This window comes from Amycolatopsis marina, from assembly GCF_900111885.1.
GTDB lineage: Bacteria > Actinomycetota > Actinomycetes > Mycobacteriales > Pseudonocardiaceae > Amycolatopsis > Amycolatopsis marina.
On sequence record NZ_FOKG01000020.1, the window covers coordinates 47,754 to 74,487 of the forward strand.

Genomic DNA, 26,734 nt, shown 5'->3' on the forward strand with positions numbered 1-26,734 from the left:
AGAGAACACAGAGAACTGTTTTTCCTTGTCGTGCCAGTCTGGCGTCAGATGTCCGATTTATGCCGGCAGGCCTGAGTTTCCAGATACCAGACGAAGGAGTGAGAGCTGACAGTAGCGAGAGCAACAACGCCGACAGTGCGAGCCCGCTACCGTCAGCCGCTCGCGGGACGGCAAGGCAATGAGGATCGACCGATGCGTGAGTCGGAACGTGGTCACAATGCGAACCGCTCGGGTGATGGTGGGGTGCGTCGTCCGTCGCTTCGGTCGCGATTTGTGAGACTGAGAACTCGGTGGGCGATGGCTGCAAGTCGGAGTGGCCACTCGCGCATGGAAACGCGTGAAAAGCGAGGTAAACAACCAGAATGCACGTGACTAACAGGAAGTAGCCCAGTACACGCGAACGCTGCGCTGGCAGTGAAACCCTCACAATGCCGTCAATATACCGAGGACTCGCCGGCGATGCGCGCGCCGGTGAGTAGTTTCACCCGGACGTGGCGAGAGTGACGTACGGTCACATCGTCTGATGCGCATAGAGCATGTTATTTTTCCATCTGAAGTACCATTCAGGTAAAGTCTCTGTCAGAAGACTCCTTTTTGGCGACTGTGCAAACAATTCCGTTTGTGCACTCTGGAGACTCGGGCGCCTGGGCAGTTGGAGGCAACGAAACCCGTAGGTTGCGGTACCAGGCCGAAGAACAGTGCTCACATCGGCTTGTGTGCCGCTGCGTGCGAACGCAGTGACCGGGGCGCGAACGCGTGTGCTGCGTAGCAGCCTGACCTAGTGCAGCGGAAGGGGTGGGCACCTTCACGGCCAGCCGATCGGGACGTGCCGCACCGTCAAGATCAGCTGGAATGGCGACCGGATCAGCCAAACTGCAGGATTGTGTCGGGCAACTCGGGCGATCGTTGCGCTAGCGCGATGTTGTGTCATGCGCCTCGAAGAAGACGTTGCCGTTGAGGTAGTGCTTTGGGGAGGTGCCGACGACTCGGCGGAACGCCGCGAGAAAGGCGCTTGGTGTCGCGTATCCAACGGTGCGCGCGGCGCGGGACACGGATTGGCCTTCGGCGAGGAGGGGTAGTGCGGCTCGTAGCCGCATGTGGGTGCGCCAGCGATCGAAGCTCATGCCCGTGTCGTGGACGAAGAGCCGGGTCAGGGTGCGTCGACTCACGCCGATGGCCCGTGCGTGCGCCTCGAGGTTCCGCGGATCCGCGGGATCGGCAAGGAGTGCGTCGGCCACAGCGCAGACGCGTTCGTCCACGGGTTGCGGTACGTCGATCGGCATGATCGGCAACGGGTGCAGGAGATCCAGCACGACCGCCTCGGCCCGCAACCGCGCATCGTCGGCGAGGTCCTCTCGATTGAGGTGGTCGATCAGCTGGGCTAGCAACCCGTCGACACCGACCGCCGTCGGCTCTCGCCAGTTCAGATCACACCTGTCTTGTTCCAGGTAGAGGCTGCGTAGCACGGCGTCGCGGGTCGCGCCGGTTCGGTGGACGATCCCCGCGGGCAACCACAGCGCCCGGGTGGGCGGCAGGACCCAGTAGGTGTCGTCGACGGCGACGCCGAGCACGCCGCGCCGCGTCCAGGCCAGCTGGTGATGCTGTGGGTGGCTGTGCTCAGGTATCCACTGCCCGGACGACAGGGGGAAGTTCCCGACGACGATGGTCCCCACGCCGGATGGGACGGCGCCTGACACAGCCTCGCTCACGGTCTCCAGCCTATGTCCTCAACGCAACATGACCTGTCCCCGTAGCGGATTGTAGCCAGCGCAGCCGGTGCTTAGCGTCGTCGCATGCCGATCCATCCGCGCCTTCGGCGCTGTAGTACCCACGCGCCGGACGCGACAGGGCGCCTTTCATGACGACGGCGTCAATCTCCGTCGCAGGCCCTGGCCGCCGCCGACCCGCGCTCGTCGTGCTGTGTTTCGTGCAGTTCATGCTTGTCCTGGACGACACTGTGGTGAGTGTTGCCCTCCCCAGCATCCGGGACGATCTCGGATTCGCTGCCGTGGGCCTGGCTTGGGTCGTCAACGCGTACTTCCTTGCGTTCGGCGGGCTGCTATTGCTGTCCGGTCGCGCGGCCGACCTGCTGGGCCGTCGGCGGGTCTTCCTCGCCGGCGTGGCGCTGTTCGGCGTCGCGAGCCTTGCCTGCGGGCTTGCCCAGGAGCCCTGGCAGCTCGTGACCGGCCGATTTGTCCAGGGTGCGGGTGCGGCAATGGCCAGCCCGGCGGCACTGTCGCTGATCACGCTCATGTTCCCAGGCAACAACGAGCGCGCCAGGGCGCTGAGCATCTGGGGCGGCATCGCCGGGCTCGGCGGAACAACAGGCCTGGTGATCTCCGGTGCACTGACCGACCTCGCCTCATGGCGTTGGATCTTCCTGATCAACCTGCCTGTGACTGTGCTCGCCGTCGCGCTGGTCCCGCGACTGGTCGGCGAGAGCCGGGCGACCGTCAGAGCGCGCCTGGACGTGCCGGGCGCGGTGTTGGGCACAGGTGCCGTCGTGTCCCTGGTCTACGGCCTGCTTCAGGCCGGGGAATCGGGTTGGGATGGCGAGAAGGTTGTCGGTTCTTTGCTCGTTGCCGTCGCGCTTGCCGTCTCGTTCCTCGTGGTCGAGTCGCGTACGGCCCGGCCACTGGTGCCGTTGTCGTTCTTGGCCTTTCGCACCCGCGCCGTCGCCAACGGCGCGACACTGCTGTTCTCTGCCGCCTTCTTCGCGATGGCTTTCCTGCTGATGATCCATCTGCAAACCGTGCTCGGATATGGCCCGCTGCAGGCTGGCCTCGCCTATCTGCCCTACGGTGCCGGAATTCTCACAGGCATGTGGCTGTCCTCCCGCGCGGTGATCAGATTCGGGATGCGCCGCACGCTCGTCATATCGTTCCTGATCAGCTCTGCCGGGCTACTTCTACTGTCCGGCGTGGCGCCGAGCGACAGTTACGTGACCGGCGTGCTACCTGGCATGCTCGTCACCAGCCTCGGCTGCGGCCTGAGCCTGCCCGCATTGACGGTCGCCGCTGTCGCGGGCACCTCGGGAGAGGACGCCGGTCTTGGCGCGGCAGTCCTCAGCTCCGTTCAACAGATCGGTGGGGCTGTTGGCTTGGCGGTGCTGGTCACCCTGGCAGCCCGCCGAACCGACACCCTGGCCGACTCGACCGGTCCGCTCCTCGCCGCCACGGAAGGCTTCTCTTTCGCGCTCACCGTCGCGGCAGGGCTCCTAGCACTTGGCGCCTCCCTCATCGCCACGTTGCTCAGGAAGTGTTGCCCACCCGCAACTTTCGCCCCGAAAGTCTGAGGCGGTCCCGGTGACGAGTCCGGGCGAGCAAGGCCCGGCTTGAGGATGGAGCTGACGTTATCGGCGACTATTGGATGGCTTCGTGGTCGCGGTGACGACCCATCTCACGGCATTGCAGCAGCGGCTGACCGAGACTCTGACTTCGCTGGAGTCGAGGGCTGATCGCATCGCACGGCCGAAGGTTTTCATGTGTTCCTCCTCAGGACTTGACGAGTCTGGCGATGGCGTCGGAGGCTTCTTTGATCTTCTGGTCTGCCTCGGTTCCGCCGTTGTTGGTGGCCCTGGCGACATTCGGCGGATGCCACGGGCCTGGCCTTCGATGCGTCTGAGCCTTGCGAGGTAGCGATCCTTCTCGGTGATATAGCCGTGTGTGGCTTGGGCGGGGGTGGTGGTGAGGGTGTCCATGTCAGGTGACCTCCTGACGAATATTGGACTGGCTGATTGGTGGTCATGCTGAACGGTCGAGGATTTTGGTGGTGCTTGCCTCCGGAGTGAGGTCGAGCCGGCGTAGCAGCTGGGCATTGAGCGCGACGACGACGGTGGAGACGGACATGAGGATCGCGCCGATGCTCATCGGCAGTACGAACCCGATGGAGGCAAGAGCGCCCGCAGCCAACGGCACGGAGACGAGGTTGTATCCGGCCGCCCACCACAGGTTCTGCTTCATCTTCCGGAACGTTGCCCGGGAGAGCTCTATGACCGAGAGCACTGAACGTGGATCGGAGCTGGCGAGGATCACACCGGCCGAGCCGATCGCGACGTCGGTGCCGGCGCCGATCGCGATTCCCACGTCGGCTTGTGCGAGGGCGGGGGCGTCGTTGACGCCGTCGCCAACCATGGCGACTTTGCGGCCCTCGTCCTGGAGTTCGGCGACCTTGGCGGCTTTGTCCTCAGGCCTGACACCGGCGAAGACCCGGTCGATGCCGAGTTCCTTCGCGACGGTGTCGGCCACGGCCTGGGCGTCTCCGGTGATCATCACGACCTGTGCGCCGACAGAGTGCAAGGCGTCGACGGCGTAGCGTGATTCGGGTCGGATCTCGTCTGCGAGCCGCAGGGCACCAATGACCTCGCCATCGGCGAGGACGTGGAGGATGATCGCACCCTCACCGCGCCACCGATCGGCGACAGGAAGTTCCGCGGCCCCGCGCTGGTCGAGCAAGTAGGGGCCGCCGACCTCGATCACGGTACCGTCCACGGTCGCCTTCACTCCGACCGCAGGCGACGAGGAGAACTCCGACGCCGGGGGGACGCTCACCTCCCGGGTGCGGGCGGCGCCGACGATGGCTCTGGCCAGCGGGTGCTCGCTGTCGGCCTCGGCAGCGGCGGCCAGAACCAATACCTCGTCTTCGCCACGATCGCCAATGGGTTCGACTGCGGTGACGGTGGGCTCGCCCTTGGTCAGGGTTCCGGTCTTGTCGAACAGCACGGCGTCGACGGTGCGCATCGACTCCAGTGCTAGGCGGTCCTTGACCAGCACGCCGCCGCGGGCGGCACGTTCAGTCGCGATGGAGACGACCAACGGAATCGCCAGGCCCAGCGCGTGCGGGCAGGCGATGACCAGCACAGTGATCGTGCGGACCACCGCGTCATCGGGCATCCCGACGAGCGACCAGACGATCGCGGTGATCACCGCCGAGCCGAGGGCGAACCAGAACAGCCAGGCAGCCGCAGTATCCGCGATCCGTTGCGCGCGGGAAGACGAGGCTTGGGCATCGGTCACGAGCTTCTGGATTCCCGCCAGGGCCGTGTCCTCGCCGACCGCTGTGACCGCGACACGCAGCCCGGAGTCGGTAGCAACCGTGCCGGCGACGACCTGCTCACCGTTCTCACGCCGCACGGGTTTGGACTCCCCGGTGACCATCGATTCGTCCATTGAGGCCGAGCCGTCCACGATCTTCCCGTCTGCGGGTACCGAGGAGCCGGGGCGAACGACGACGACATCCCCGACCGCCAGGTCAGCTGGAGCGACCTTCACAACCTGGTCACCGTCGACCTTCTCGGCCTCATCGGGCAGCAGCGCCGCCAGGGAATCCAGCGCCGAGGTGGTCTGGGCCAGGGAGCGCATCTCGATCCAATGGCCCAGCAGCATGATGACCACCAGCAGCGCCAACTCCCACCAGAAGTTCAGCTCGTGGTCGAGGATATGCAAACTGGCCCCCCAGGACGCGAGGAACGCAACCGTGAGGGCGAGGGCGATAAGCAGCATCATGCCCGGTTTGCGGGAGCGGATCTCGCTCAGCCCACCGGTGAGGAAGGGCCAGCCACCCCAGAAGTAGACGGCGGTACCCAGCACGGGTGAGACCCACCAGACCCATTGAGATTCGGGCAGGTGGTAGCCGATGAGATGGGCGAACATGTCGTTGAACGCCACTACGGGGACGGCGAGGACGAGCATGATCCAGAACAGGCGACGGAACTGTCCGACGTGGTCTCCGTGGCCGCCATGCCCGTGATCGTGACCGCCATGGCTCGCTTGCGCGTCGTGACCATGGTCGCCCGAGGACTCGACGTGCTCCTGGTGGTGGGCGTGATGGCCGGCATGAGGGTCGGGCTCGTCGTGGTGCGCATGGTCGTGTGCCGCGGGTGATCGTGTCGCGGGATTTTGGCTCATGGTCGGCTCTTTTCGTTCGTCGTCCGGGCTGACGGGCGGGACCGGAGCGAAGGTTCCGCGCTCCCGCGAGAGCGTGTCTTTCGGGAGCGAGGAACCAGATGTTGTCTCAGGCGGCGGTGACGTAGCGTTCGGGATCGGCGTCGAACAGGGGGCCGCAGGAACTGCAGCACAGCCAGTACCGCTGACCGTTGTAATCGCGGTAGAGAGCGGCCGCCTCAGCCTCGGCCTTGACGACCGGGGTCCCAGCCATCACCGGGCATTCGGCCATGTCCTCGGCAGGGGTCTGTGCGACGGCGTCGGCGCTGGGTGCATGGCCGCAGCAGCTGCCACCTGTCGAGGCGTCGGTCAGGTTCAGGTTCTCGTGTGCAGTCATCAGTTTCCTTTCTGTTGTGTCGTTGACCGTGGTCAGGCGTTCACTGGCTCGCGGGCCGGTGCGGGGCTGGCAGGTGCCGGTGCTGTCGTCGCCCGCGTGGGCCTTGACAGTCCGCTGCCGCAGGCTGTTGCTCACCACGAACACGGGCTCTTTCATTGGCACGACTGTACCCTATGCCCCCAGGGGGTATGAGATCAAGGGGGTCGCGGCTTCATCAGCGGCCTGCTGCTCGTATCCGTGAAATGCACGAAGCCTCTGAGGCGCGTATGCGCGGTCTGCTCGAGCGGGGTCAGGCCGAAGGTGCCTTCCGGGCCGACCTGCCGACCTTCGCCGCCTCGGCCACCAGCCAGAGGGCGGCCTCCTGATGGATGGTCACACCCGCATCTCAGTCATCGGTCCCGGTGCGGCCGGCGGGTGCATGCACACGTCAAGTCCGACAAGATCATGCCCGGCCAACAGCGGCAACGGGAAAACGGCAAGACGCGGCGATTCCGCATCTCACACCGTACCCCCGCACACCATCTCAACTGGCTCTTACAACGCACACCCTCCTGGGAATTCGACCTACCTTTTGCCCAGACCGGGCCCTGCGTCCGGCCTACCGCCGGCAGCGCAACCACCGCGAGAGCAGAGAATCACAGCGCGCGAGACGCGGGAGTTCCGGAAGAACGGCGACGGGCCAGCCGTGGTGCTCACCACAGCGACCTTCGACGGCCGACTGCGCGTCACCGACTCGGACCTACCCCGCGAAAAACCTTCTCAGCGAGCTGTACCCGGACAAGGCCTACGGATTCGATCTTCTGACCCTCGCCCCACTGCCGGGATCCAGCCGTGCCTTAGCCCTGGTGGAAGACCACACCACATGACCGCACTCCGGCAGCCGCGCCTGGCTCCCGTCTCGACGAGAAGGGTGGTGGTTGTCCATCCAGGACCGTTCCCTAGATCAACTAGTACTCCAGTCGGACTTCGTGATGTCGTTGGTGGGCTGCTCGTAGACAGGTGCGGCCAGCAGTTGATCATGGTCGGTGTGTGGGCTAGACGGTATGGACGTCCTGGGCTGGGGCTTCCATGCCGCCTAGCCGCACATATCGTTGGATCATCTGTGGCGGGGCCCGAGTAGACCAAGGCACTAGTGGACGGCTAGTCATAGCGGGCACCGAACGCCTTCGCTGGACCCAGTCAGATCCTCATTTCCGGGTCACACCCCGCGACCATAGGGCTTCGCAACCGCACTACCAGCGGAAACGGACTCAAGTAGCATGATTCGCACGATGGCTAAAGTGGTGAACCTAACGTGTCAGCATACGAACCGGGAAGTGCTGGTCCAAGGCCCGGAGATCGGGATCTGGCCGGTGGATGCGCGTCGTCGGCCGGACCGCGCGGCAATGTGCGGGGCTTGACTCACCTCGGCTGGCGTCGGGTTGTTCTCGATCACGCTCGGAACTGCGCGTGCTCAACCGTTGCGTGGAAGAATTCGAACTCTCGCTCGGTGCCAGTTGCCCAGCTGGCCCTGATGTCGGAGGGGATCGTGTATCCGTCGAACGAGCGGTGTGCGTGGACCTTGGCGGAGAATGGCACCCAGCCGTATCGACCATCCTCAGTGAGGTTGCTCCAACGGAGTAGCCGCAGCTCAACTAGTTCACCCTCAGCGCCTAGATGGAGCACAGCCTCGATGTCCTCTCCGTCGATCGGCACCGTGATGTTCTCTCCATCGTCGCCGGCGGACCAGCGAGTGCCGTAGGCGGGTAGATACGCGGACGGAAGCCACGTGGACTCGACCACCAGACGGCCACGGGCAGAGCGGACAAGGTCTGCGCCGTCCTGTGAGCGCACCGGGATAATCCCCAGCACACGGACACGGGATCGGGCTCTTCCGGCGTCGTAGGTGTCCTCGATCTTTGCTCTCAGTGGACCACGCCGGGCGTGGGCGGTGACCCGGTAAGAGCGCCCAGCGTGAATGGTCTCGGTCGCCCGAAACGGCATCCATGGACCGGAGGGGTCCAGGCGGACCCGGCCCGAGAAGCTGATCACGGCCTCGTTCGCGACCGGTGTTCCCGGTCGGATGGCGTGGGTCAGGTAACGCAGCCCACCCGGGGTGACTTGCTCTGTGAGCGGGCCGGGATCAAAGGTGCTGATCTTCATCGTGCGCGCCTCTATTCGAAGACTTTGAGACTTTCACCGACTTGTCAGTCGGTAAGATAGCATGAGTCCGTGAAGTCGGAGACCATGCGAACGACGTTGCGGCAGCGCCAAGCCGCCCAGACCCGGGAGACACTTCTCGATGCAGCGGCACGGGTATTCGCCCGTCGCGGCTACAGCGAGGCGACGATTGACGACGTGGCCGAGGAGGCCGGAGCTTCCAAGGGCGCCGTCTACCATCACTTCGCGACCAAGCAGAAGCTTTTCCGGGCATTGCTCGCACATCGCGTCGCCGGATTGGATCCGTTGCGCGAGTTGGCCGAAGGGGCACTGTCGCTGGAAGCACTGATCGACGGTCTCGTAGGTCTGTGGTTCGATCGCGTGCGCGACCGCCCGGAAGCCGTCGTGCTGTCGTTGGAATCCCGGCTACAAGCCCTTCGTGAACCTGCCGCAGCTAACCTGTTGAACAGCTACTACGGCCAGTTACGTGCTACACACGACGAACTTCTCCGGAAGGCTGCGCGACGGTTCCACCTGGCACAACCCTCTCCGCACACTGCGTTGATCGTTTTCAGCCTGCTCGATGGCGCATGCCAGCAGGCGGCTCTCGATCCGCGACTTCTGGACGACGAAAACTTCAAGGGCGCCCTCGCTCACGCCGTCGCCAGCGCCCTCCGGCCGGAGCCCATGCCCGGGTAGCCCCCTGCAGCGCATGGCTGCGCGCAAGGTTGAGCCGGCGAGGCAAGGTGGGGTACTGGCTACTGCTGCCGATTGCGCTGGGCGACGAGGTCCGCGCGGAACTACTACCCGAAGACAAGACCGAGATCGTGCGCGACCTGCAGCCCGTCGCCGCCAAACGGGCGCCGGTCCGCTCGGAACCGGCAATCCCAGTACGATCCACTATGTCGGCGTGTTCGTCGCCGACGGCAAGATGGTCGACGCATCGATTGAGGGGCAACTCGTCGACGTCCGCTCGATGGAAGGCGACGGCCCCTCATTGGCGCACGACGCATGGTGGGCTGGCTGCCCGGTCTCAATTGCAAGGTGTCCTAAACGGACAATTTTTGGTCGACTCCAAAAGGTCACCTGCGACGCAAGCGTCCGGAGTTCATCTGGGCCTGCGACGACCTGGCCGACCTGGACGTCACGGTCGACCGGCAATTCCCCACGCGGTGGCATTGGTCGAGGCCGCATTCGCCGACCAGGTCAAGCGCAAGCACTTCTACGTCAAACGAGGTGGAGTGTCCTCCCGGATGCTGCTACTCCTGGAGTCCACGTTCAACAAGATCGCCACCGCCACCAATCGGTGTGGTCGACAGTGGTGGTGGAGGTGGAGGCCGAAGCCACGGTCGAGTCGTTCGCCAGTGGACTAAGGCCCCGGGTGTGTCGGCTCTGGCTCGACCTCAGCCCACCGTGAGCCGAGTGCAGGACGGCCCCTGCCCCTCGGCTCGTGCACGGTTTCAAGCTATTGGGTGGTGACGGGCCAGCGTGGGTGGGTGTCGTCGATGACGTAGGTGTGGGCGTGCTGCCACACGCCGGGTTCGACCTCGATCGCGTCGGCGAGGTGGTCGTGGTCGGCCAGCGGCGCGTGGTGGACGTGATCTAGTGATTCGGGTTCGTGCCGGGGCCAGGATCCCAGGGCCAGCCCGAGTCCGCTCGCGCCGAGCGCGGCGAGCACGAGCCAGGCCGTGGTGAATCCGGCGGCGGTGCCGAGCCAGCCGGCGATGGGGTAGGTCAGCAGCCAGCAGGCGTGGGCGAGGGAGAACTGGGCGGCGAAGATGGCCGGGCGGTCGCTGGGGGCGCTTGAGCGGCGCAACACTCGGCCCACGGGGGTGAGCACCAGGCCCGTTCCGGTACCGATCACCGCCCACACGACCAGTGCGATCGGCCACCGGGCACCGGCCGCACTCACTGTCGATAGGGTGATCACGGCGGCCAGCCCGACCAGCAGCACTATCCCACCGGATATCATGACCCGCCGCTCTGGTATTCGGTCCAACACCCGCGGCAGGCTCAGCGCGACCACTATGGTGCCGAGGCCGTTGGCCGCGAACAGCACCGCGACGTCGGTGTCGGATCGCCCGAGGGTGTCGAGGACGTAGTTGAAGGTGTTGACCATGACCACCGCTCCAACCGAGGCTACGACGAGGTTCAGGCCCATCAACCCGCGGAGCCGGGGTGTCGCTCGGTAGATCCGTGTCCCAGCGATGATGCGGTCCCACGCCTTCCGGTGGGCGGCGTTCAGGGCGTTCGGGATCGTGGTGGTCAGCACCAGGACCGCCGAGAGGACGAAACCGATCGAGGTGCCGGTGAACAACCAGTGGAAACTCACCACGCTCAGCACAGCGGCCGCCAGCACGGGGGACAGCAGGGTCTCCATAGTCGAGGCGAGTTGGGACGCCGACAACGCGCGCGTGTAGTCCCGCTCCTCCGGCAGAATGTCAGGTAACACGGCCTGGAATGTCGGGGTGAACGCGGCCGAGGCCGATTGCAGCACTACGATCAACACGTAGATCTGCCACACCTGATCGACGAACGGCAGCGCCAGCACCACTAGTGCCCGCACCGCGTCCAGGCCCACCAGCATCGCCCGCCGCGGGACCCGGCCGACATAGGCGCCAGCCAGCGGCGCCACGACCACGTACGTGAGCATTTTGATGGCCAGTGCTGTGCCCAGCACCGCTCCCGCATCCGCGCCAGCGAGTTCATAGGCCAGCAAACCCAGTGCCACGGTCGCCAGCCCGGTACCGAACAGCGCCACCACCTGGGCGGCGAACAGATGCCGGTAGTCACGATGAGCGAACAACGACACAGGGACCTCGACCTTCTTCATGGCAACGACGACTCGTGCCATTATAGGTTCTTATGTACGCACATGACATCACTGGCGAGCAGTGGGACCAGTTGCCGCCGCCCGAGCACATCGAGGCGGCCTCCACCGCACTGCGGATGCTGGCCGATCCCACCCGTATGCGGATGTTGTGGCTGCTCTGCGGCGACGAGTACGACGTCGCTTCGCTGTCCGCCGCGGTCCAGATCGCCCGCCCCGCAGTGTCACAGCACCTGGCCAAACTCAGACTCGTCGGACTGGTCAACCTGCGCCGCGACGGCCGTCGCGGCTACTACTGTGCGCGAGGTGGGCACGTCCGCCGCCTTCTCGCCGAAGCGCTCAATACCGCCGAGCACCACGTACATGACCTCCCCGACCATGACTGAGGCACGGCGCAACCAATTATCGAACTCGTCGTGCCGCCATTTAATTAACAAATCCTCCCGCATTTGATATTTCGAAACTTCCGTGATGAATCAAGCACGACTACCGCTTGATTCATGGATACGGCCATCATGCACGCCATACTTGACGATGTCGCCGAGCTCGTCACCTCCCCGCCGCTGGGTTGTTCGCTGAGGACGGTGGTGTCCACGACGCATTCATGGAAACCGCGTGGCCCGAGCGTGAAGGCGAGAAGTACACACAGACCTGGTCAACGACAGCACGACGTTGGTTGTGGGCGGCTCACCGATGCCGACGGGCCGGTCGTCGGGCACCTCGTCGGTCGGTGGCGCCCCGATCCCCTTCCCCCGCGGCGCGGTAACGGCAATTCTAGAAAGCATGCGCGTCATCGAAGAGCAACGACGAAAAAGGATCGGGGTTGAATTGGTACCGGCGTTTCTCGCGTGGGCAGGTGCCGAAGGGGCGAATCAAGCCACGGTCACTGCGTACGCCTCCGATGACGCCGCAAGCGGACTCTACCGCTCACACGGATTCGAGTCGTTCGAACTCACCATGCGCCGCACACTCCGGTAGTTGTCAAGTCAATTGAGACAGGTTGCGTTTATGCGGCGGGTTGTGGCTGGTCGATAGGCTGATTAATCCATGGTCGTCAGTCCACTTCGAGCCCTCCTCGGCGTCGCAGCAACGCTGTAGCTCGTCGAGAATCCTTACCACGGCGAGCACGACCGCGACGACGCCCCACGAACCGGGCCTGGTTTGTTGTTGGTGACGTTGATGAGCAGGGTCGGGAGGCTGGTCGGCAGCGTTCATCGTGTGACTGTCTTGGTCGGTGTGGGGTCGATTCGTGGGCAGTTCGCCAGTGGGTCGAGACCCGGCCCTGGGCCAGCCCGACCTCGGCGACGCAAGTCGCTGACCGAGTGCTCGTCGTGCAGGAGGAACTCCGGTAACCGCAGCCGGGTCGGATCACCCAGAGCGCGGAAGAACTTCGCCACCACGGCCACATGCTCGCTGTCCTCAGGTAGCAGCGACATGGATGCGGTCTGTGAGTTCAGCGTCACGGGCTTCCTCCATTCAATCCAGCACGTATCCGGCAATGAAGATACGATGACCGACGGGCCGGCTCTCGACGTCGCTCGACGGTGGGTCGCGGCCGAGCACTACCTGGTGGCCACCGGTTCGGCTCCGTGGGCACCGCCGATCCAGGGGCTTGGCGAGGTGGACTACCTGACCTCGACCACGGCGATGGAGCTGGCGGAGCGACCGCGTTCGATGCTGGTGGTGGGAGGCAACTACATCGGCCTGGAGCAGGGCCAGCTGTTCGCCCGTCTGGGCACGGAGGTGACAGTGGTGGAGGCGCTGGAGCGACTCGCTCCGGCCGAGGAACCGGAGATCTCCGCCGGGATCGAACGCATTTTCATGGACGAGGGCATCGCGGTGCATACCGGCGCGATGGTGCGCTCGGTGCGCCGAGAACAGGGCCAGGTCGTCGCCACGATCGAGGACAGCGCCGGGCAGGACCGTGAGGTGCGGGCCGAGCAGTTGCTGATCGCGACCGGGCGGCGACCGGTCACCGGCGGACTTGGCTTGGAGTCGGTGGGGGTCCAGCTCGGTGCCCTCGGGCAGATCGTGGTTGACGATGGGCTGCGGACCGCCAATCCGCGCATCTGGCGGCCGGGGACGTGACCGGGCGCCCGCAGTTCGTCTACGTCGCCGGTGCTCACGGCGCCGTGGTGGTCGACAACGCCTTCAACCACGCTGGGCGAACCCTGGACTATCACCACCTGCCGCGCGTGACCTTCACCAGCCCCAGCATCGCCGCCGCCGGGCTGACCGACGCCCAGGCCGAGGAGGCGGGCTACGACTGCGAATGCCGGGTCCTGCCGCTGGAACACGTGCCCCGCGCGATCGTCAACCACGACACCCGTGGCCTGGTCAAACTCGTCACCGAGCGCGACACCGGGCGGCTGATGGGCGCACACGTGCTCGCCGAGGGCGCCGGGGACGTCATCGCCACCGCCGTCTACGCCCTGCACCACCACATGACCGTGCAGGAGATGGGGGAGCTGTGGTGCCCCTACCTGACGATGGCCGAGACTCTCAAACTCGCCGCGCAAACCTTCACCCGTGACGTATCCAAACTGTCCTGCTGCGCCGCCTGACACCTCCGGAGAACACCCGACATGACTCACGATCTGACACCCGTAGGCGGAGCACTGGGTGATGCGCTGAAGTCGACCCTCAACGACTCGACACTGCCGTGGCTGTGGCGACCGCTGCTGCAGCTGCTCGCCCGCGGGGAACCCGTCACAGTGGATGACCTCGCGCAGGCCACGGGCCGCGATGCCGACGAGGTCCGCCGCACCGTGGCGGCCCTGCCTGATACCGAGTACGACGAGCAAGGCCGCATCCTCGGCTACGGCCTCACCCAGCGCCCCACCTCGCACCGATTCTGCATCGGCGGCCGCCAGCTGTTCGCCTGGTGCGCGCTGGACACGCTGATGTTTCCCACCGTGCTCGACCGCACCGCCCACGTCGAATCCCCCTGCCACGCCACCGGCGATCCGATCCGCGCCCACGTGGCGCCCGGCGCGCTGCTCAGCGTCGAACCCGCCAGCGCCGTCGTCTCGATCGTCACCCCCGAGCAGTGCACCTCCATCCGTGCGGACTTCTGCGACCAGGTCCACTTCTTCACCTCAGCCCAGGCCGCTCAACCCTGGCTGGACGAGCACCCCGACGCCACCGTGCTCCCCGTGGCCGAGGCATTGACCCTCGGCCACCAACTCGCCCAAGGCCACCTCAGCGACGACGACACAGCCGGCTGCTGCTAGCCACCACGCATCCGCACGCCCCGCCTGCAGTGCTGGCCCGGAGACGAGAACACCGACGAACGAAAGGATCAGCATCATGGGCAAAACCGGCACCGTGCTCGAAGACCTGGCCGTCAGTGCGCTGGCCGGCTCTCTGGGCACCAAGGCGATGGAGCCGGTCAGCATGAAGCTCTACCAGCTGGAGCCCGAGCAAGCCCGGACACAGGAGGACGAGGTCCGCCCCGGCGCTCCCTTCCAGATCGCCGCGGAAAAGACCACCCGCCTGCTTGGGCTGGACCTCAACGACCAGCAAATGCAGAAAGCCTCGATGGCTTTCCACTACGGGCTCGCGATCAGCTGGGCACCGCTGTATGCGCTGCTGCGCCGCCGAGGGCAGCTGCGCCCGATCTCCGCCGGACTGGCCATGGGCTCGGCGATGAGCCTGATCGCCGACGAAATGCTCACGCCCGCTCTGGGCTTTTCCGCACCCAACCGCGCCTACCCCCTCGTCACCCACGTCCGCGGCTATGTCGCGCACCTCGCCTTCGGCCTGGCCGTCGCCGGAGTCACCGAAGCCAGCTGGTATCTCCGCCGGCGCTGCCCCTGACGGTCACCACTGTTGCTGGCACGTCATCACCTGTCGTCATCGCACCAGAGCATTTCGAGGAACGTGGCTGATCAGCACTTGACCTTCGAGTCGACTCGAAGGTTTACCGTCGTGGAGTGACGACCTTTCACATCTCCCAGTTGGCCGAGCGGGCCGGGGTGAAACCGACGACGCTGCGGTTCTATGAGCAGGCCGGGCTGTTGCCAGCGCGGCGGTCGGAGTCGGGGTATCGGCTCTACGACGACGAGGCGGTCGAGCGGTTGGAGTTCATCGCCTCCGGTAAGCATCTGGGCCTGCCACTGGACGAGATCCGCGACCTGCTGACCGTGTGGGAGGACGGGCTGTGCACCGATGTGCGGTCTCGGCTACGGCCGATGTTGCTGGCCCGCATCGCCGACGCGCAGCAGCGAGCGGCGGAGCTGGAGGCGTTCACCGACCGGCTGCGGGACGCGCTGGCCGAGGTCGATGGCCCACCTCGCCCCGGCCGATGCGATCCGAGCTGCGGGTTCTTGCACCAGCACCAGCACTCGCCGGCACCGGCGCCGGTCGAGTTCAGCCTGCGCAGGCCCCCGGTGATGTCTGAGCCCGCGCCAATCGCGTGCACCTTGACCGGCGGCGAGCAGGCTGAGCGCATCGCGCAGTGGCAGCAGCTGCTCGACGGCGCCGAACGGGAGAGCATCGACGGTGGTCTGCTGTTGCGCCTCCCCGCCGAACTTGCCGGGCCAGTGGCCGACCTCGCCGCGGCCGAGCAGCACTGCTGCGCCTTCTTCGAATTCACCCTACGGCTGCTCAGCGGTGGTATGGAGCTCGAGGTGCGGGCACCGGCCGAGGCCGCACCGCTGCTGGCCGACGTGTTCGGCACCGCCGACTGAACCCCACTTGCAGGGTTCTGCTGCTTGTTGCCCGTCTCTGATCGTGATGAGGTTGTTCGTGCTCGTCCTGCGTTCGATCGCCCTGTTCGTGCTGGCCGCCATCGCGGAGATCGGGGGCGCCTGGCTCGTGTGGCAAGGCGTCCGCGAGCACCGCGGGTGGATATGGATCGGCGCCGGGGTGATCGCGCTGGGCCTGTACGGGTTCGTGGCGACACTGCAGCCCGACGCACACTTCGGGCGCATCCTGGCCGCCTACGGCGGTGTCTTCGTCGCTGGCTCGTTGGCCTGGGGCATGGTCGCCGACGGCTACCGGCCCGACCGATTCGACGTAGTCGGCGCCGCGATTTGTCTCGCCGGGGTCGCCGTCATCATGTACGCCCCGCGGGGCTAAGCCCTCATGCCCTGATATGCCGAGTGCCAGCAGGCGTGTGAGGCCTGCGCTTACACCTGTTGGGTGAACGATGGACAGATGGCGCAGTGCGCGCGGTTGTGTCTGGATTGCGCGGCGATCTGTGCGTTGTGCGTGACGTTGCTGGTGCGCGGGCTCGCCGTGGGCGGCGCAGGCGTGCCGGTTGTGTGCGGAGATGTGCGAAGCGTGCGCCGCGGAATGTGAGCGCTTCGATGCCGAGGCGTGCCGGACCTGCGCGCAGGCGTGTCGCCGGTGTGCCGAGCAGTGCCGTGCGATGGCTGGGGCATAAGCCCAGGACGGGTTCGTCAGGCGTCGGTGTCGGCGGTTTCGATGATGCGGCAGATGACGGCGTCCTCGCCGCGGCGTTGGCTGTCGCGGGCGGCGCGGCGGACTTCGATCAGGGTGCGGCGCATCGAGCGCAGGTCGGAGAGTTTGCGGTCGATCTCTGTGATGTGGGCGTCGAGCAGTGTGGTGACCTGCCCGCAGGGTGCGGCGCCGTGGCGTTGCAGGTCGAGGATGTCCTTGATCTCGCCCAGGGTGAGATCCAGCGCCTTGGCCTGGCGGATGAACCGCAGCACGTCCACCTCGTCGTGTGTGAACGTCCGGTAGCCGGCCTCGGTTCGCTGCGCGGGTGGCAGCAGACCCTTGGATTCCCAGAGCCGGACCGCCTTGGCGCTGACTCCGGCAGCCTCGGCGGCAGCACCGACAGTCATCTCCATGACAGGGCCTCCTCTCGACGAGAACTCCATCCTTGACCTTACCCCAAGGGCAAGGTCCTAGCGTGGTCGAACAGAGAGAAAGAGCAGTTCACGACCCTGGAGGAGGACCAGTCATGGAGTCACGGGTGTGGCAGGTTGAGGGGATGTCGTGCGCCGGGTGCGAGCAGCGGGTCGGCAACGTGTTACGTCGCCTGGAGGGCGTATCGGGGGTGACGGCCGACCACTCGTGCGGCCGGGTCGAGGTGCGAGTCGATCCTGCCGTCGTCGACCGCAGCCTGCTGGTGGAACGGATCGAGACCGCCGGTTACCGCGTCGCCGAGGAGGTGACGCGATGAGCACCGTTGCCGAGCAGCGTCCGCAGCTGTGGGAATCAGAGCCCAGCGCGACGCCGGGGCATGAGCGGATCCGGGCGCGGATCGCCGGCCTGCACTGCTCGTTGTGCACGGGCACGATCGAGAAGGCGCTGGGCCGGATGGATGGCGTGGGACAGGTGTCGGTGAGCCTGACCCACGAGCAGGCCCTGGTCGACTTCGACCCGCAGCGTGTCGCTCCGGAGGAAATCCTCGGGACGTTGCGCGATGTCGGTTACGAGCTGTACGACCCGCGCAAGCTGCGGTCTTTCGAGGACGAGGAACGCGATCTCGTCCGGGAGGGCATGCGGCTGCTGGCGGCGATCGCGGCCAGCCTGACCGCGATCGGGTTGATCGCCACGGTCACCGGAATCTGGTCGGTGCTGGTGCCTGCCTCGGTGGTGGTGGTGATGGTGCCGCTGTCGTATGCGCTACTGCGCCCGATCGGGCACCTGAAGGCTCTCGGTGGTGCGGTGGCGATCGTGGCCCCAGGGGTCGCAGCGCTGCTGCTACGCGCGGCCGGGGTGCTGGCCGAACCGGTGATCGGGTGGCTGGCCGCGGCCCTGGCGGTCGGGGTCGTGTTCGGGGTGGCCACGCACATTCTGCGGATGGCGTATCAGTCCGGGCGCCGCGGCATTCTCAACCAGCATGTGCTGCTGGAGGTCGGTGCGTTCGCCGGCATCGCCGGTGGCGTCATCGGCCTGACCGGTGTGTTGGCGGGCTATCCGACGGCGGCGTTTTTCGCGGTGAGTGTGCTGGTGGTGAACTACCACATCTTCTCTGAATGGCTGTCGCTGCTGGTCAAGACCCGCTCCAGCCAGTCGGTCAAGAAGCTGCTCGATCTGCAGCCTGACCTGGCCCGTCTCGTCGACTCGGACGGCACCGAGTCTGAGGTTCCGGTCGAGGAAGTGGCGATCGCGCAGGTGGTGCGGGTGCGCCCCGGCGAACGCATCCCGCTGGATGGACGGATCCGCTCCGGGCATTCCGCGATCGACCTGTCCCTGGTCACCGGCGAACCGGTCCCGGCCGAACACGGGCCCGGTGAGGACGTCGTGGGAGGGTCGATCAACGGCACCGGCAGTCTCCTGATCGAGGTCACCGCCACCAGCGCCGAGGGTTTCCTGGCCCAGGTGGTGCGGCATGTGGAGGATGCCCGCGCGCTCAAACCCGGCATCCTGCACCTGGTCGACCGGGTGCTGCGCGTCTACACCCCTACCGTGCTCACGATCTCCGCGCTGGCCCTGATCGGCTGGCTGGCTGGCAGCTGGGCGCTGACCGGTGAGCCGGATGTGCGGCGGGGCGTGTTCGCCGCGCTGGCGGTGCTGGTGATGGGCTACCCCTGCGCTGTCGGGATCGCCGCGCCGCTGGCCATCGTCCGCGGTACCGGTGCCGCCGCCGACAGTGGCATCGTCATGCGCACCGGTGAGGCGTTCCAAACCTTCCGGCTCGTGCGACGCATCGTGCTGGACAAGACCGGCACCCTCACCCAGGGCCGACCGACCGTCCGCGCCGTCGAGGCCGTCGACGGCGACACCGAGGCGCTGCTGGAGGTGGCCGCGGGAGCGGAGAGCCCATCGGAACACCCGCTCGCCCGTGCTGTGGTGACGGCCGCGCGCGAGCGCGGCTTGAGGGTTCCCGACGCACAGGAGTTCCACTCGGTCACCGGCTCCGGAGTCCGCGCCACCGTGCACGGGCAGGCGGTGCTGGTCGGCCAACCCGCCTTCCTCACCGACAACGGCGTTGATCTCACCACCGTGACCGCCCGCATCGATCAGCAACAGGCCGCCGGGCACACCGTGGTCGTCATCGCCGTGGCCGGCGCCGTCCACGGGCTGATCGCGCTTGGGGACCAGTTGCGCGCCGATGCCGCCGACGCGGTCGCTCGGATGCGTGCCGCCGGGCTGGACCCGGTACTGGTCACCGGGGACAACGAACGGGCCGCGCGACGGGTCGCCGACGAGCTCGGCATCACGCAGGTGCGGGCCGGGGTACGCCCGGAAGGCAAGGCCGAGATCGTCCGCGAACTGCAGGCCGACAACACGCGCGTGGCCATGGTCGGCGACGGCATCAACGACGCCCCCGCCCTGATGCAAGCCGATGTCGGCATCGCCGCCGGAGGCGGCACCGACATCGCCGTGGAATCCGCCGACATCGTGCTCCTGCGGGACGAGGTCACCGCGGCACTCGACGCCCGCGAGATCAGCACCCGCTCCTACCATCGCACCCGCACCAACGTAGGACTGGCGTTCGTCTTCAACGGCATCGGCGTCCCGCTCGCGACCACCGGGCTCGTCTACCCCGTGTGGGCCATGGTCGCCATGGCCGCCTCGGTCACCACCATCTTCCTCAACTCCATCGGCGCCCGCCCCTCCCTGCTGGTCCAAGCCATCAGCAGCGTCGGCACCCAAGGACGCCAACGGGACGCCGAACAGGCCGACGCCGAGCATGAGCGGACCGCCTAGCGACGACAGGTCCGCACACGGGGCGATCACGTCGAGCTAGCCACAGCGGAATGGGTCGACTGGTTCAACCACCGACGACTCGACGCGTACTGCGGCGACCTCCCACCCGCCGAACTCGAAGCCGCCTACTACGCTCAACAACCCGCAGAGCTGTCACGCCAGTAAGTCTCCGGACTCGACGGGTCGGTCCACCGGCGCTGTTGTCCCCAGGGGTAGGTCCACCCCGTGCCGGGTTGGGCGCAGCGCAACCGTGCGTTGGCACATTTCGAGAGTCTGCGAACTCGGCTCGACTGATCGGCATGCAAGGTTGACACTTGAGGTGTGGCAGAGCATGTCCGGCTGGCCGTCCGGGTCGAAGGTGTCGTGCAAGGCGTCGGCTTCCGGCCCTTTATCTATGGTTTGGCGCATCGGCTGGGCCTGTCCGGGCACGTCGGTAACGACGCTCGGGGCGTGTTCGCGGAAATCGAGGGCACCGCGCACGCGACCGAGGCGTTTCTCGTTGCGGTGCGTACTGAAGCCCCGCCGCTGTCGTTCGTGGACACTGTGCGGGCTCGGCCGATGGACGCTGCCGGCACGGCCGGGTTCAGCATCGTGACAAGTTGGGCCGGGGGAGAGGTCGGGACATCTGTTCCCGCTGACAGCGCGACCTGCGAAGATTGTCTCACCGAACTGGCTGATCCCAGCGACCGGCGCTACCGTTATCCGTTCGTCAACTGCACCAACTGCGGGCCGCGATTCACGATCGTGCGAGGCGTGCCCTACGACAGGGCGCTGACTACAATGGCTCGTTTCGCCATGTGCGCCGACTGTGCCCGCGAGTATCACAACCCAGGCAACCGTCGCTTCCATGCGCAACCGGTGTGTTGTCCGGCGTGCGGTCCCAGGCTCCGCCTCGTGATGGGCGAGCGCGAGGTTCACGGAGACGCGGTGTCGTCCACAGTAGAGCTGCTGCGGGCGGGCGCGGTGGTGGCGCTCAAGGGGCTTGGGGGCTACCACCTCGCGGTGGACGCGGGCAGCGAGTCTGCGACGGCGGCATTGCGCAGTCGCAAGCACCGGGAGGACAAGCCTTTCGCGGTGATGGTGCCGGACCTGACCAGTGCACGGCGGCTGTGTGCGGTCAACGAGGTTGCACAACGTCTGCTCACCGGCTGGCGCAGACCGATCGTGCTGTTACCTCGACTGCGCGACGCCCCGATCGCACCGTCGCTGGCGCCGGGCAATCGGCAACTGGGGCTCATGCTCCCGTACACGCCGCTGCACCATCTGCTGCTCGCCGATCTGGCCGGGCCGATCGTGTTGACCAGCGCGAACGTATCCGACGAGCCGATCGTCCATCGCGACACTGACGTGTTCGAGCGGCTGCGCGGGATTGCGGATGCCGTTCTCTGTCACGACCGAGCCATCCACATCCGCACCGACGACTCGGTCGTGCGCCCTTTCCGCGGCCGTGAGCAGGTGCAGCGCCGCTCGCGCGGCTATGTGCCGGAGCCGGTCACCGTCGAGCAGGACTTTCCTCGCCACGTGTTGGGCTGCGGTGCCGAATTGAAGAACACCTTCTGCCTCGCCAAAGGAGGTACCGCTTTCCTCTCTCAGCACATCGGCGATCTGGAGAACTACGAGACGCTGCGCTCCTACACTGACGGAATTGAGCATCTGCGCACACTGCTCGACATCGACCCGGTGCTCGTCGCGCACGACCTGCACCCGGAATACCTTTCCACCAAGTACGCCCGCGACCTCGACGATGTTGAACTCCTCGGCGTGCAGCACCACCACGCCCACATCGCGTCCTGCCTGGTGGACAACCGCGAGCGAGGCCCGGTGCTCGGCGTCGCGTTCGACGGTCTCGGCTACGGGCCGGACGGCTCCATCTGGGGCGGAGAGTTCCTACTGGCCGACCTGGCAGGCTTTCGGCGCGTCGGGCACCTCGCGCCGGTGCCGATGCCCGGCGGCACCGCCGCGATCAAACAGCCATGGCGGATGGCCGCGTCCTACCTCGACGCTGGTTATGCCAGCGGCCCACCAGCGACCTTGGACGTGGTGCGACGTCACGAGGCCCGGTGGTCAGACGTTGTCGCGCTGGCTCGTGGCGCAGTGAACTCGCCGATGACCTCCAGTGCGGGCAGGCTACTCGACGCTATCTCGGCGATCCTGGGCGTGCGGGACACGGTCAACTACGAAGGACAGGCCGCGATCGAGTTGGAACAGTACGCCGACCCTGACGAAAGTGGTGTGTACCGCGTGGATCTGCGCGGGGATGAGCCGATCGTGGTGTCCGGTGTAGATCTCGTGCGGTCCTGTGTGGATGACCTGCGAGCGGGCGTCCCCCGGCCGGTGATCGCCGCACGAGTGCACAATGGCATGGTGGATGCGATCACCCGCACGTGCGTCCGGCTACGAGACGCGACCGGTGTGGAAGTGGTGGCGCTGTCCGGTGGAGTGTTCCAGAACCTGCTCCTTCTTGACCGGACGGTCGAGGCGTTGCAGAGCGCCGGACTGCGGGTGTTGACGCACTCCCGGGTTCCGACAAACGACGGCGGTATCAGCCTCGGTCAGGTGGCGGTCGCAGGCGAGCACGATCGGCGGTACACGCGCTAGCAGATCCGGGGGAGTGGGTCCCCGACGAGAAGGTCGACGATTCGGGTTCCCCCGAAGGTGGTGTTCAGTAGCACCAGCCCCGGCGGGTCCTGGGCGATACGCCCGATCACCGCGGCATTCGCGCCGAGGGGGTGCCGACGCATGACCTCGAGCGCGTCCTCTGCCGCGTCGCCGTCGACCACGACGACGATCCGGCCCTCGCACGCGACGTAAAGCGGGTCGATGCCCAGCAGTTCGGAGGCGCCGCGCACCTCGTCGATCACCGGCACCGCCTTCTCGTCCACCACTACCGCGACCTCGGCTGCCTTGGCCACCTCGTTCAGGATGGTCGCGACCCCGCCGCGGGTCGCGTCGCGCAGGGCGCGGACACCGGGTACGGCGTCAAGCAGGCTGGCGACGAGGCCGTGCACCGCCGCTGTGTCGGATTCGAGGTCGGCGTCGATGTCCAGTTCGCCGCGGGCGAGCATGATCGTGATGCCGTGCTCGCCGATGGGTCCGGACACCAGCACCACGTCGCCCGGTTGTGCCGTGGCGATCCCGAGCGTGCCCTGACGCTCGATCACCCCGACACCGGCGGTGTTGATGTAGCAGCCGTCGGCCTTGCCGCGCTGCACGACTTTGGTGTCCCCGGTGACCACCTGCACGCCCGCGATCTCGGCGGCCCGTCGCATTGAATCCACGATCCGGGTGAGGTCGGCGACCTCGAATCCTTCCTCGAGGATGAAGCCCGCGGTGAGGTAGAGCGGGGTCGCGCCGGAGACCGCGAGATCGTTGACCGTCCCGTTCACCGCGAGGTCGCCGATGTCACCGCCGGGAAAGAACAGCGGAGACACCACGAACGAATCCGTGGTCAGCGCCATCCGCGCACCGTTGATCGTGAATTCGGCGGCGTCCTCCAGCGGTTCCAGCAGGGGGTTGCGGAAGGCGTCGAGGAAGATCGCCTCCACCAGCGTCTGGGTCGCCTTGCCTCCCGACCCGTGTGACAGGGTGATTCGCTCCTCGCGGACCTTCGGCCTGCGCCTGCGAGCCTTGTCGATCCGGTCGAGGACCTGTTGTTCCCGCTCGTTCGGGAGTGCGGGGGTGTGCTCACGCGTGCTCATGCAGACTTGCCTCCCGTACTCGGCTGCGGCTGAACCGGCCGAAGTTGTAGTAGGCCGCACAGGCTCCCTCAGGCGAGACCATGCACGTCCCGATCGGGGTCTCCGGGGTGCATGCGGTGCCGAACACCTTGCACTCCCACGGTTTCAGCACACCCTTGAGCACCTCGCCACACTGGCAGGCCTTTGGGTCGGCCACCCGCACTCCGGGCAGCGAAAAGATCCGCTCCGCGTCGTAGCTCGCGTACTTCTCCCGGATTCTCATGGCGGAGTGCGTGATGAATCCCAGGCCGCGCCACTCGAAGTAGGGTCGTAGCTCCATCACCTCGCTCATGGCGTGCAGTGCGACGGCGTTGCCGTTCCACGGCACTACCCGCGTGTACTGGTTCTCGACCTCCGACCGGTTCTGCGTCAGTTGCAGCATCAACATGTAGATCGACTGCAGGATGTCCAACGGCTCGAACCCGGCCACCACGAGGGGTTTGCCGTAGTCGCGGGAGATGAACTCGTACGGTCGGCAGCCGATGACCGTGGAAACATGGCCAGGTCCGATGAAGCCGTCCAGTCGTAGGTCCGGCGAGTCCAGGATGGCCTTGATCGCGGGAATGATCGTCACGTGATTACAGAAGACGGAGAAGTTCGTGAGGCCTTCCTGCGCGGCCCGCAGCACGGTCATCGCCGTGGACGGCGTGGTGGTCTCGAATCCGATCGCCATGAACACAACGCGCAGATCAGGGTTCTGCCGCGCGATCTTCAGTGAGTCCAATGGCGAGTACACCATGCGGATGTTCGTGCCCTCGGCATTGGAGTCGAAGAAGTTCCCGCCGCTGCCGGGAACCCGCATCATGTCACCGAAGGAGGTCATCAACACGTCCGGTTGCCGGGCGATATGAATCGAGTCGTCCACCCTGCCCATCGGGATCACACACACCGGGCAGCCCGGGCCGTGCACCAGCTGGATGTTCTCCGGCAGGTAATCCTCCAACCCGTGCTTGTAGATCGTGTGCGTGTGCCCGCCGCATACCTCCATGAACTTGTAGCGCCTGCCGGGCTCGCACAAACTGGTGATCTTGGCGGACAACGCGCGCGCCTTGTCGGCGTCGCGGAACTCATCGACGAACCGCATGTCACCTTCCTCCTACTCGATCGACGAATCCCGCAGCGCGGCCAACTCGTCCTCGTAGGACTGCCCGATGCCTTCCAGGAAGTCCAGCACGGCCTGTGCCTCGGATTCGTCGATCTTGGACAGGGCGAACCCGACGTGGATCAGAATCCAATCGCCGGGCAGGGGCGGATCGTCCTCGAGCAGGCCGATGTTGATGGTCCGCTTCACCCCGCTCACCGAGACCTTCGCAAGATCCGGCTGGTCTCGGTTGATCTCGATGATCTCACCGGGAATGCCCAGGCACATGAGCGTCAACTCCCTGCTTCCGAACGTTTCGCCGGATACCCTGGCTCACGTTCGAGTGCTTCCAGGGTCAGCTCCCACAACGCGTGGTAGATCGTGGTCTGGGCTTCCTGGATCCGATGCACCGACGAGGACGGCACCACGAACAGGTAATCGAGGGTGTCCAGTTCGGCCATCTTCCCGCCGTCGTACCCCGCGATGCCGACGGTGAGCAGGCCGCGAGCCGTCGCGGTGTCGAAGGCGCGAAGCAGGTTGGCCGAGTTGCCGCTCGTGGACAACCCGACGGCGATGTCCTGGTCCCGAGCGAACGCGCTGATCTGGCGGGAGAAGATGACATCGAAACCGATGTCGTTGCACAGGGCGGTGAGCACCGCGACGTCGTTGGTCAGCCCGAAGGCGGGCAGCGGTCGCTGCCCGCCTTCGGGGCTCAGGAACGCCCTGGCCAGGTCCTGCGAGTCCGTGGAACTGCCGCCGTTACCGAAGGCCAGCAGCCGGCCCCCGGCCGTGAAGCGTTCCGCCATCCGGTGGGAACACTCGAGAAGCCGTGTGCCGTCGCGTTCCAGCACCGTGCTGCGCAGCGAGGTGATCTCCCTGGCCTTGGCTACCGTCGACTGGCGCACCTCGTCCAGCACGGCGTCCACGTCGGACTCTTCCGAGTACAGGAAGGGATAGAGAAAACCGAAGTCCTCGTCACCGTCCGCCTGCCGAGTCACGTCATGTCCTCACTACGGCGATCGCTTCTCCCGCATGGACGAGGATTGTGTCTCCCACCGCAGCGGACACCAGGGCGACACTCACCTCTTCCGTACCGGATCCGGTGTCGACCACGGCCAGGCCGTCGGCAAGGAGGCGTCGCACCGTCACTTCCATTGCGTGGTCCGAGCACGTGATACACACCTCGTCGTGGCACACGCTGGTGTTGTCGCTGTTCATGGCTTCGCCGATTCCCGACTGAGCACCCCTGGGTGCTCGAAGAACACATGCACCAGTTCCCACAACACGTGATAGGTCGTGACGTGTATTTCCTTCACAACCTGCGCATCCGAAGACCGCGCGATGAGCACGTGATCGGCAGCCCGGCTGTTCGCGATCGCACCGCCGTCACCTCCGACGAGCGCGAGCGTGAGCATTCCCAGCTCTCTGGCGCACTCGAGCCCCCGCAGCACGCTGACCCCGTTGCCGTCGGTGGACAGGCCGAGCGCGATATCGGCCTGATTGCCCAGGCACCGGATCTGGTGCGCGAAAACGTCGCTGTAACCGGACCGGTTCGCGATCCCGGTCAGGGTCGCGATGTCGGAGGTCAGCGACACCGCCGGAAGTGCACGTTTGCCTACGATCACCGGATGGACGAATTCGACAGCGACGTGCTGAGCGTCCGTGCACGATCCGCCGTTACCGAAGACCACGAGCTGCCCGCCGAGGTGAAACCGGACGGCCATCGCGTAGCAGGCCCTGGCCACGTCTTCGGCGTGCTCGGCCAGGTCCTGCACCGGCAACACGCGCCGTTCGAACAGCGCGGCGACCGAGTCGCCGCCGTCGGCCGGAGCGTGCATGCCGATCATCTCCCACTAGATGCAAAACGCACCCTCCGACCGTACGACTGTTGGCCGGGTCGCACAATGCCGTCGACGAGTGTTGCCGGCGCGACTCCGGCCGCGGGGCGGTGATGAGAACAGTGCACGGCGCGGCCGGAGTGCGAGGGGTGGAACGGCGGTAAGTGGGTGTCTGGGGAACGGTCGATTGCGTGGTCAT

At 66.2% G+C, this 26,734-nt stretch carries 29 protein-coding genes and 3 pseudogenes; 17 read left to right on the forward strand and 15 right to left on the reverse strand.

Annotation, left to right across the window (positions count from 1 at the left end; translation table 11 throughout):
* Positions 1-911: 911 nt before the first annotated feature.
* On the reverse strand, positions 912-1,709 hold the full coding sequence (locus tag BM199_RS26510) for a helix-turn-helix transcriptional regulator (protein ID WP_091676962.1): 798 nt from the start codon (positions 1,707-1,709) through the stop codon (positions 912-914).
* A gap of 149 nt (positions 1,710-1,858) precedes the next feature.
* On the opposite strand from BM199_RS26510, the gene BM199_RS26515 reads away from it, so the two are divergent.
* Positions 1,859-3,295 carry an MFS transporter gene (locus tag BM199_RS26515; protein ID WP_091676965.1) on the forward strand — a complete coding sequence of 479 codons (1,437 nt, stop codon included), beginning with the start codon at positions 1,859-1,861 and terminating at the stop codon, positions 3,293-3,295.
* Between the two features lie 199 nt (positions 3,296-3,494).
* Here the strand turns inward: BM199_RS26515 and BM199_RS26520 are convergent.
* Both BM199_RS26520 and BM199_RS26525 read right to left on the reverse strand, forming a co-directional pair.
* Positions 3,495-3,700, reverse strand: a pseudogene (locus tag BM199_RS26520) (metal-sensing transcriptional repressor).
* 43 nt (positions 3,701-3,743) lie between these two features.
* A complete protein-coding gene (locus BM199_RS26525) occupies positions 3,744-5,651 on the reverse strand; it encodes a heavy metal translocating P-type ATPase (RefSeq protein WP_245788745.1) in 1,908 nt (635 codons plus the stop codon).
* On the opposite strand from BM199_RS26525, the gene BM199_RS34705 reads away from it, so the two are divergent.
* A complete protein-coding gene (locus BM199_RS34705) occupies positions 5,640-5,882 on the forward strand; it encodes a hypothetical protein (protein ID WP_245788747.1) in 243 nt (80 codons plus the stop codon). The two genes, BM199_RS26525 and BM199_RS34705, sit on opposite strands and share 12 nt — an antisense overlap.
* Positions 5,883-6,012: 130 nt before the next feature.
* Here the strand turns inward: BM199_RS34705 and BM199_RS34710 are convergent, their stop codons facing one another.
* A complete protein-coding gene (locus tag BM199_RS34710) occupies positions 6,013-6,435 on the reverse strand; it encodes a YHS domain-containing protein (protein WP_245788749.1) in 423 nt (140 codons plus the stop codon).
* Positions 6,436-6,521: 86 nt separating this feature from the next.
* Between BM199_RS34710 and BM199_RS35020 the strand changes: the two genes are divergently transcribed.
* Entirely contained in the window at positions 6,522-6,644 is a 123-nt protein-coding gene (locus tag BM199_RS35020) for a hypothetical protein (protein WP_281245761.1), read from the forward strand.
* A 1,066-nt stretch (positions 6,645-7,710) separates the two neighbouring features.
* On the opposite strand, the gene BM199_RS26540 is transcribed toward BM199_RS35020, so the two are convergent.
* Complete coding sequence (locus BM199_RS26540) at positions 7,711-8,421, reverse strand: DUF6544 family protein (protein WP_091676969.1); 711 nt, start codon at positions 8,419-8,421, stop codon at positions 7,711-7,713.
* A 69-nt stretch (positions 8,422-8,490) separates the two neighbouring features.
* On the opposite strand from BM199_RS26540, the gene BM199_RS26545 reads away from it, so the two are divergent.
* Entirely contained in the window at positions 8,491-9,117 is a 627-nt protein-coding gene (locus BM199_RS26545; protein ID WP_091676972.1) for a TetR/AcrR family transcriptional regulator, read from the forward strand.
* 766 nt (positions 9,118-9,883) lie between these two features.
* Here the strand turns inward: BM199_RS26545 and BM199_RS26555 are convergent.
* On the reverse strand, positions 9,884-11,272 hold the full coding sequence (locus BM199_RS26555; protein WP_245788751.1) for an MFS transporter: 1,389 nt from the start codon (positions 11,270-11,272) through the stop codon (positions 9,884-9,886).
* An 11-nt stretch (positions 11,273-11,283) separates the two neighbouring features.
* Here BM199_RS26555 and BM199_RS26560 point away from each other — a divergent pair, with 11 nt between their 5' ends.
* Complete coding sequence (locus tag BM199_RS26560; protein WP_091676980.1) at positions 11,284-11,634, forward strand: ArsR/SmtB family transcription factor; 351 nt, start codon at positions 11,284-11,286, stop codon at positions 11,632-11,634.
* Positions 11,635-11,941: 307 nt separating this feature from the next.
* Positions 11,942-12,226: a GNAT family N-acetyltransferase gene (locus BM199_RS35265; protein WP_091676983.1), complete on the forward strand. Its 285-nt coding sequence runs from the start codon at positions 11,942-11,944 to the stop codon at positions 12,224-12,226.
* A 3-nt stretch (positions 12,227-12,229) separates the two neighbouring features.
* Here the strand turns inward: BM199_RS35265 and BM199_RS34020 are convergent, their stop codons facing one another.
* Both BM199_RS34020 and BM199_RS34715 read right to left on the reverse strand, forming a co-directional pair.
* Complete coding sequence (locus tag BM199_RS34020; RefSeq protein WP_177242799.1) at positions 12,230-12,463, reverse strand: hypothetical protein; 234 nt, start codon at positions 12,461-12,463, stop codon at positions 12,230-12,232.
* The gene (locus BM199_RS34715; RefSeq protein ID WP_245788752.1) at positions 12,460-12,711 is read right to left on the reverse strand and encodes an ArsR/SmtB family transcription factor; all 252 of its coding nucleotides are present in this window, start codon (positions 12,709-12,711) and stop codon (positions 12,460-12,462) included. Before BM199_RS34715 ends, BM199_RS34020 begins: the two co-directional genes overlap by 4 nt.
* Positions 12,712-12,757: 46 nt before the next feature.
* Here BM199_RS34715 and BM199_RS35270 point away from each other — a divergent pair, with 46 nt between their 5' ends.
* The 8 genes and pseudogenes from BM199_RS35270 to BM199_RS35330 all read left to right on the forward strand — a co-directional run.
* Positions 12,758-13,336, forward strand: a complete 579-nt coding sequence (locus BM199_RS35270; RefSeq protein WP_245788754.1) for an FAD-dependent oxidoreductase — start codon at positions 12,758-12,760, stop codon at positions 13,334-13,336.
* Positions 13,333-13,812 (forward strand): NAD(P)/FAD-dependent oxidoreductase, encoded by a 480-nt coding sequence (locus BM199_RS35275; protein ID WP_245788756.1) that lies wholly within the window; start codon positions 13,333-13,335, stop codon positions 13,810-13,812. The genes BM199_RS35270 and BM199_RS35275 overlap by 4 nt, the downstream gene beginning before the upstream one ends.
* 21 nt (positions 13,813-13,833) lie before the next feature.
* Positions 13,834-14,481 carry an organomercurial lyase MerB gene (gene merB, locus BM199_RS26580; protein WP_091676985.1) on the forward strand — a complete coding sequence of 216 codons (648 nt, stop codon included), beginning with the start codon at positions 13,834-13,836 and terminating at the stop codon, positions 14,479-14,481.
* A 76-nt stretch (positions 14,482-14,557) separates the two neighbouring features.
* On the forward strand, positions 14,558-15,067 hold the full coding sequence (locus BM199_RS26585) for a DUF1440 domain-containing protein (RefSeq protein WP_091676988.1): 510 nt from the start codon (positions 14,558-14,560) through the stop codon (positions 15,065-15,067).
* A gap of 116 nt (positions 15,068-15,183) precedes the next feature.
* On the forward strand, positions 15,184-15,939 hold the full coding sequence (locus BM199_RS26590) for a MerR family transcriptional regulator (RefSeq protein WP_091676991.1): 756 nt from the start codon (positions 15,184-15,186) through the stop codon (positions 15,937-15,939).
* A gap of 58 nt (positions 15,940-15,997) precedes the next feature.
* Entirely contained in the window at positions 15,998-16,330 is a 333-nt protein-coding gene (locus tag BM199_RS26595; protein ID WP_091677117.1) for a YnfA family protein, read from the forward strand.
* A 30-nt stretch (positions 16,331-16,360) separates the two neighbouring features.
* Positions 16,361-16,552: pseudogene (locus BM199_RS35325) on the forward strand (four-helix bundle copper-binding protein); the annotation flags it as partial.
* Positions 16,491-16,637, forward strand: a pseudogene (locus BM199_RS35330) (four-helix bundle copper-binding protein); the annotation flags it as partial. The pseudogenes BM199_RS35325 and BM199_RS35330, both read left to right, overlap by 62 nt.
* Before the next feature lie 16 nt (positions 16,638-16,653).
* Here BM199_RS35330 and BM199_RS26605 read toward each other — a convergent pair.
* Positions 16,654-17,067, reverse strand: coding sequence for a MerR family transcriptional regulator (locus BM199_RS26605; protein WP_091676993.1), 414 nt, complete (start codon positions 17,065-17,067; stop codon positions 16,654-16,656).
* A gap of 113 nt (positions 17,068-17,180) precedes the next feature.
* Between BM199_RS26605 and BM199_RS26610 the strand changes: the two genes are divergently transcribed.
* From BM199_RS26610 to hypF, 3 genes are all read left to right on the forward strand, one after another.
* Positions 17,181-17,402, forward strand: coding sequence for a heavy-metal-associated domain-containing protein (locus tag BM199_RS26610; protein WP_091676995.1), 222 nt, complete (start codon positions 17,181-17,183; stop codon positions 17,400-17,402).
* On the forward strand, positions 17,399-19,879 hold the full coding sequence (locus BM199_RS26615; protein WP_091676998.1) for a heavy metal translocating P-type ATPase: 2,481 nt from the start codon (positions 17,399-17,401) through the stop codon (positions 19,877-19,879). Before BM199_RS26610 ends, BM199_RS26615 begins: the two co-directional genes overlap by 4 nt.
* A gap of 321 nt (positions 19,880-20,200) precedes the next feature.
* Positions 20,201-22,477: a carbamoyltransferase HypF gene (hypF, locus tag BM199_RS26620; protein WP_245788758.1), complete on the forward strand. Its 2,277-nt coding sequence runs from the start codon at positions 20,201-20,203 to the stop codon at positions 22,475-22,477.
* Here the strand turns inward: hypF and hypE are convergent.
* The 6 genes from hypE to BM199_RS26650 are packed head-to-tail and all read right to left on the reverse strand — an operon-like array spanning position 22,474 to position 26,535.
* Positions 22,474-23,577, reverse strand: a complete 1,104-nt coding sequence (hypE, locus tag BM199_RS26625; RefSeq protein WP_091677000.1) for a hydrogenase expression/formation protein HypE — start codon at positions 23,575-23,577, stop codon at positions 22,474-22,476. The genes hypF and hypE overlap by 4 nt on opposite strands.
* The gene (hypD, locus tag BM199_RS26630) at positions 23,564-24,700 is read right to left on the reverse strand and encodes a hydrogenase formation protein HypD (RefSeq protein ID WP_091677003.1); all 1,137 of its coding nucleotides are present in this window, start codon (positions 24,698-24,700) and stop codon (positions 23,564-23,566) included. Before hypD ends, hypE begins: the two co-directional genes overlap by 14 nt.
* Positions 24,701-24,712: 12 nt before the next feature.
* On the reverse strand, positions 24,713-24,985 hold the full coding sequence (locus BM199_RS26635; protein WP_091677006.1) for a HypC/HybG/HupF family hydrogenase formation chaperone: 273 nt from the start codon (positions 24,983-24,985) through the stop codon (positions 24,713-24,715).
* A gap of 5 nt (positions 24,986-24,990) precedes the next feature.
* Positions 24,991-25,695, reverse strand: coding sequence for a D-sedoheptulose-7-phosphate isomerase (locus BM199_RS26640; RefSeq protein WP_091677008.1), 705 nt, complete (start codon positions 25,693-25,695; stop codon positions 24,991-24,993).
* 1 nt (position 25,696) lies between these two features.
* On the reverse strand, positions 25,697-25,915 hold the full coding sequence (locus tag BM199_RS26645; RefSeq protein ID WP_177242801.1) for a HypC/HybG/HupF family hydrogenase formation chaperone: 219 nt from the start codon (positions 25,913-25,915) through the stop codon (positions 25,697-25,699).
* A complete protein-coding gene (locus BM199_RS26650) occupies positions 25,912-26,535 on the reverse strand; it encodes a D-sedoheptulose-7-phosphate isomerase (protein WP_091677126.1) in 624 nt (207 codons plus the stop codon). Before BM199_RS26650 ends, BM199_RS26645 begins: the two co-directional genes overlap by 4 nt.
* Between the last annotated feature and the right edge of the window lie 199 nt (positions 26,536-26,734).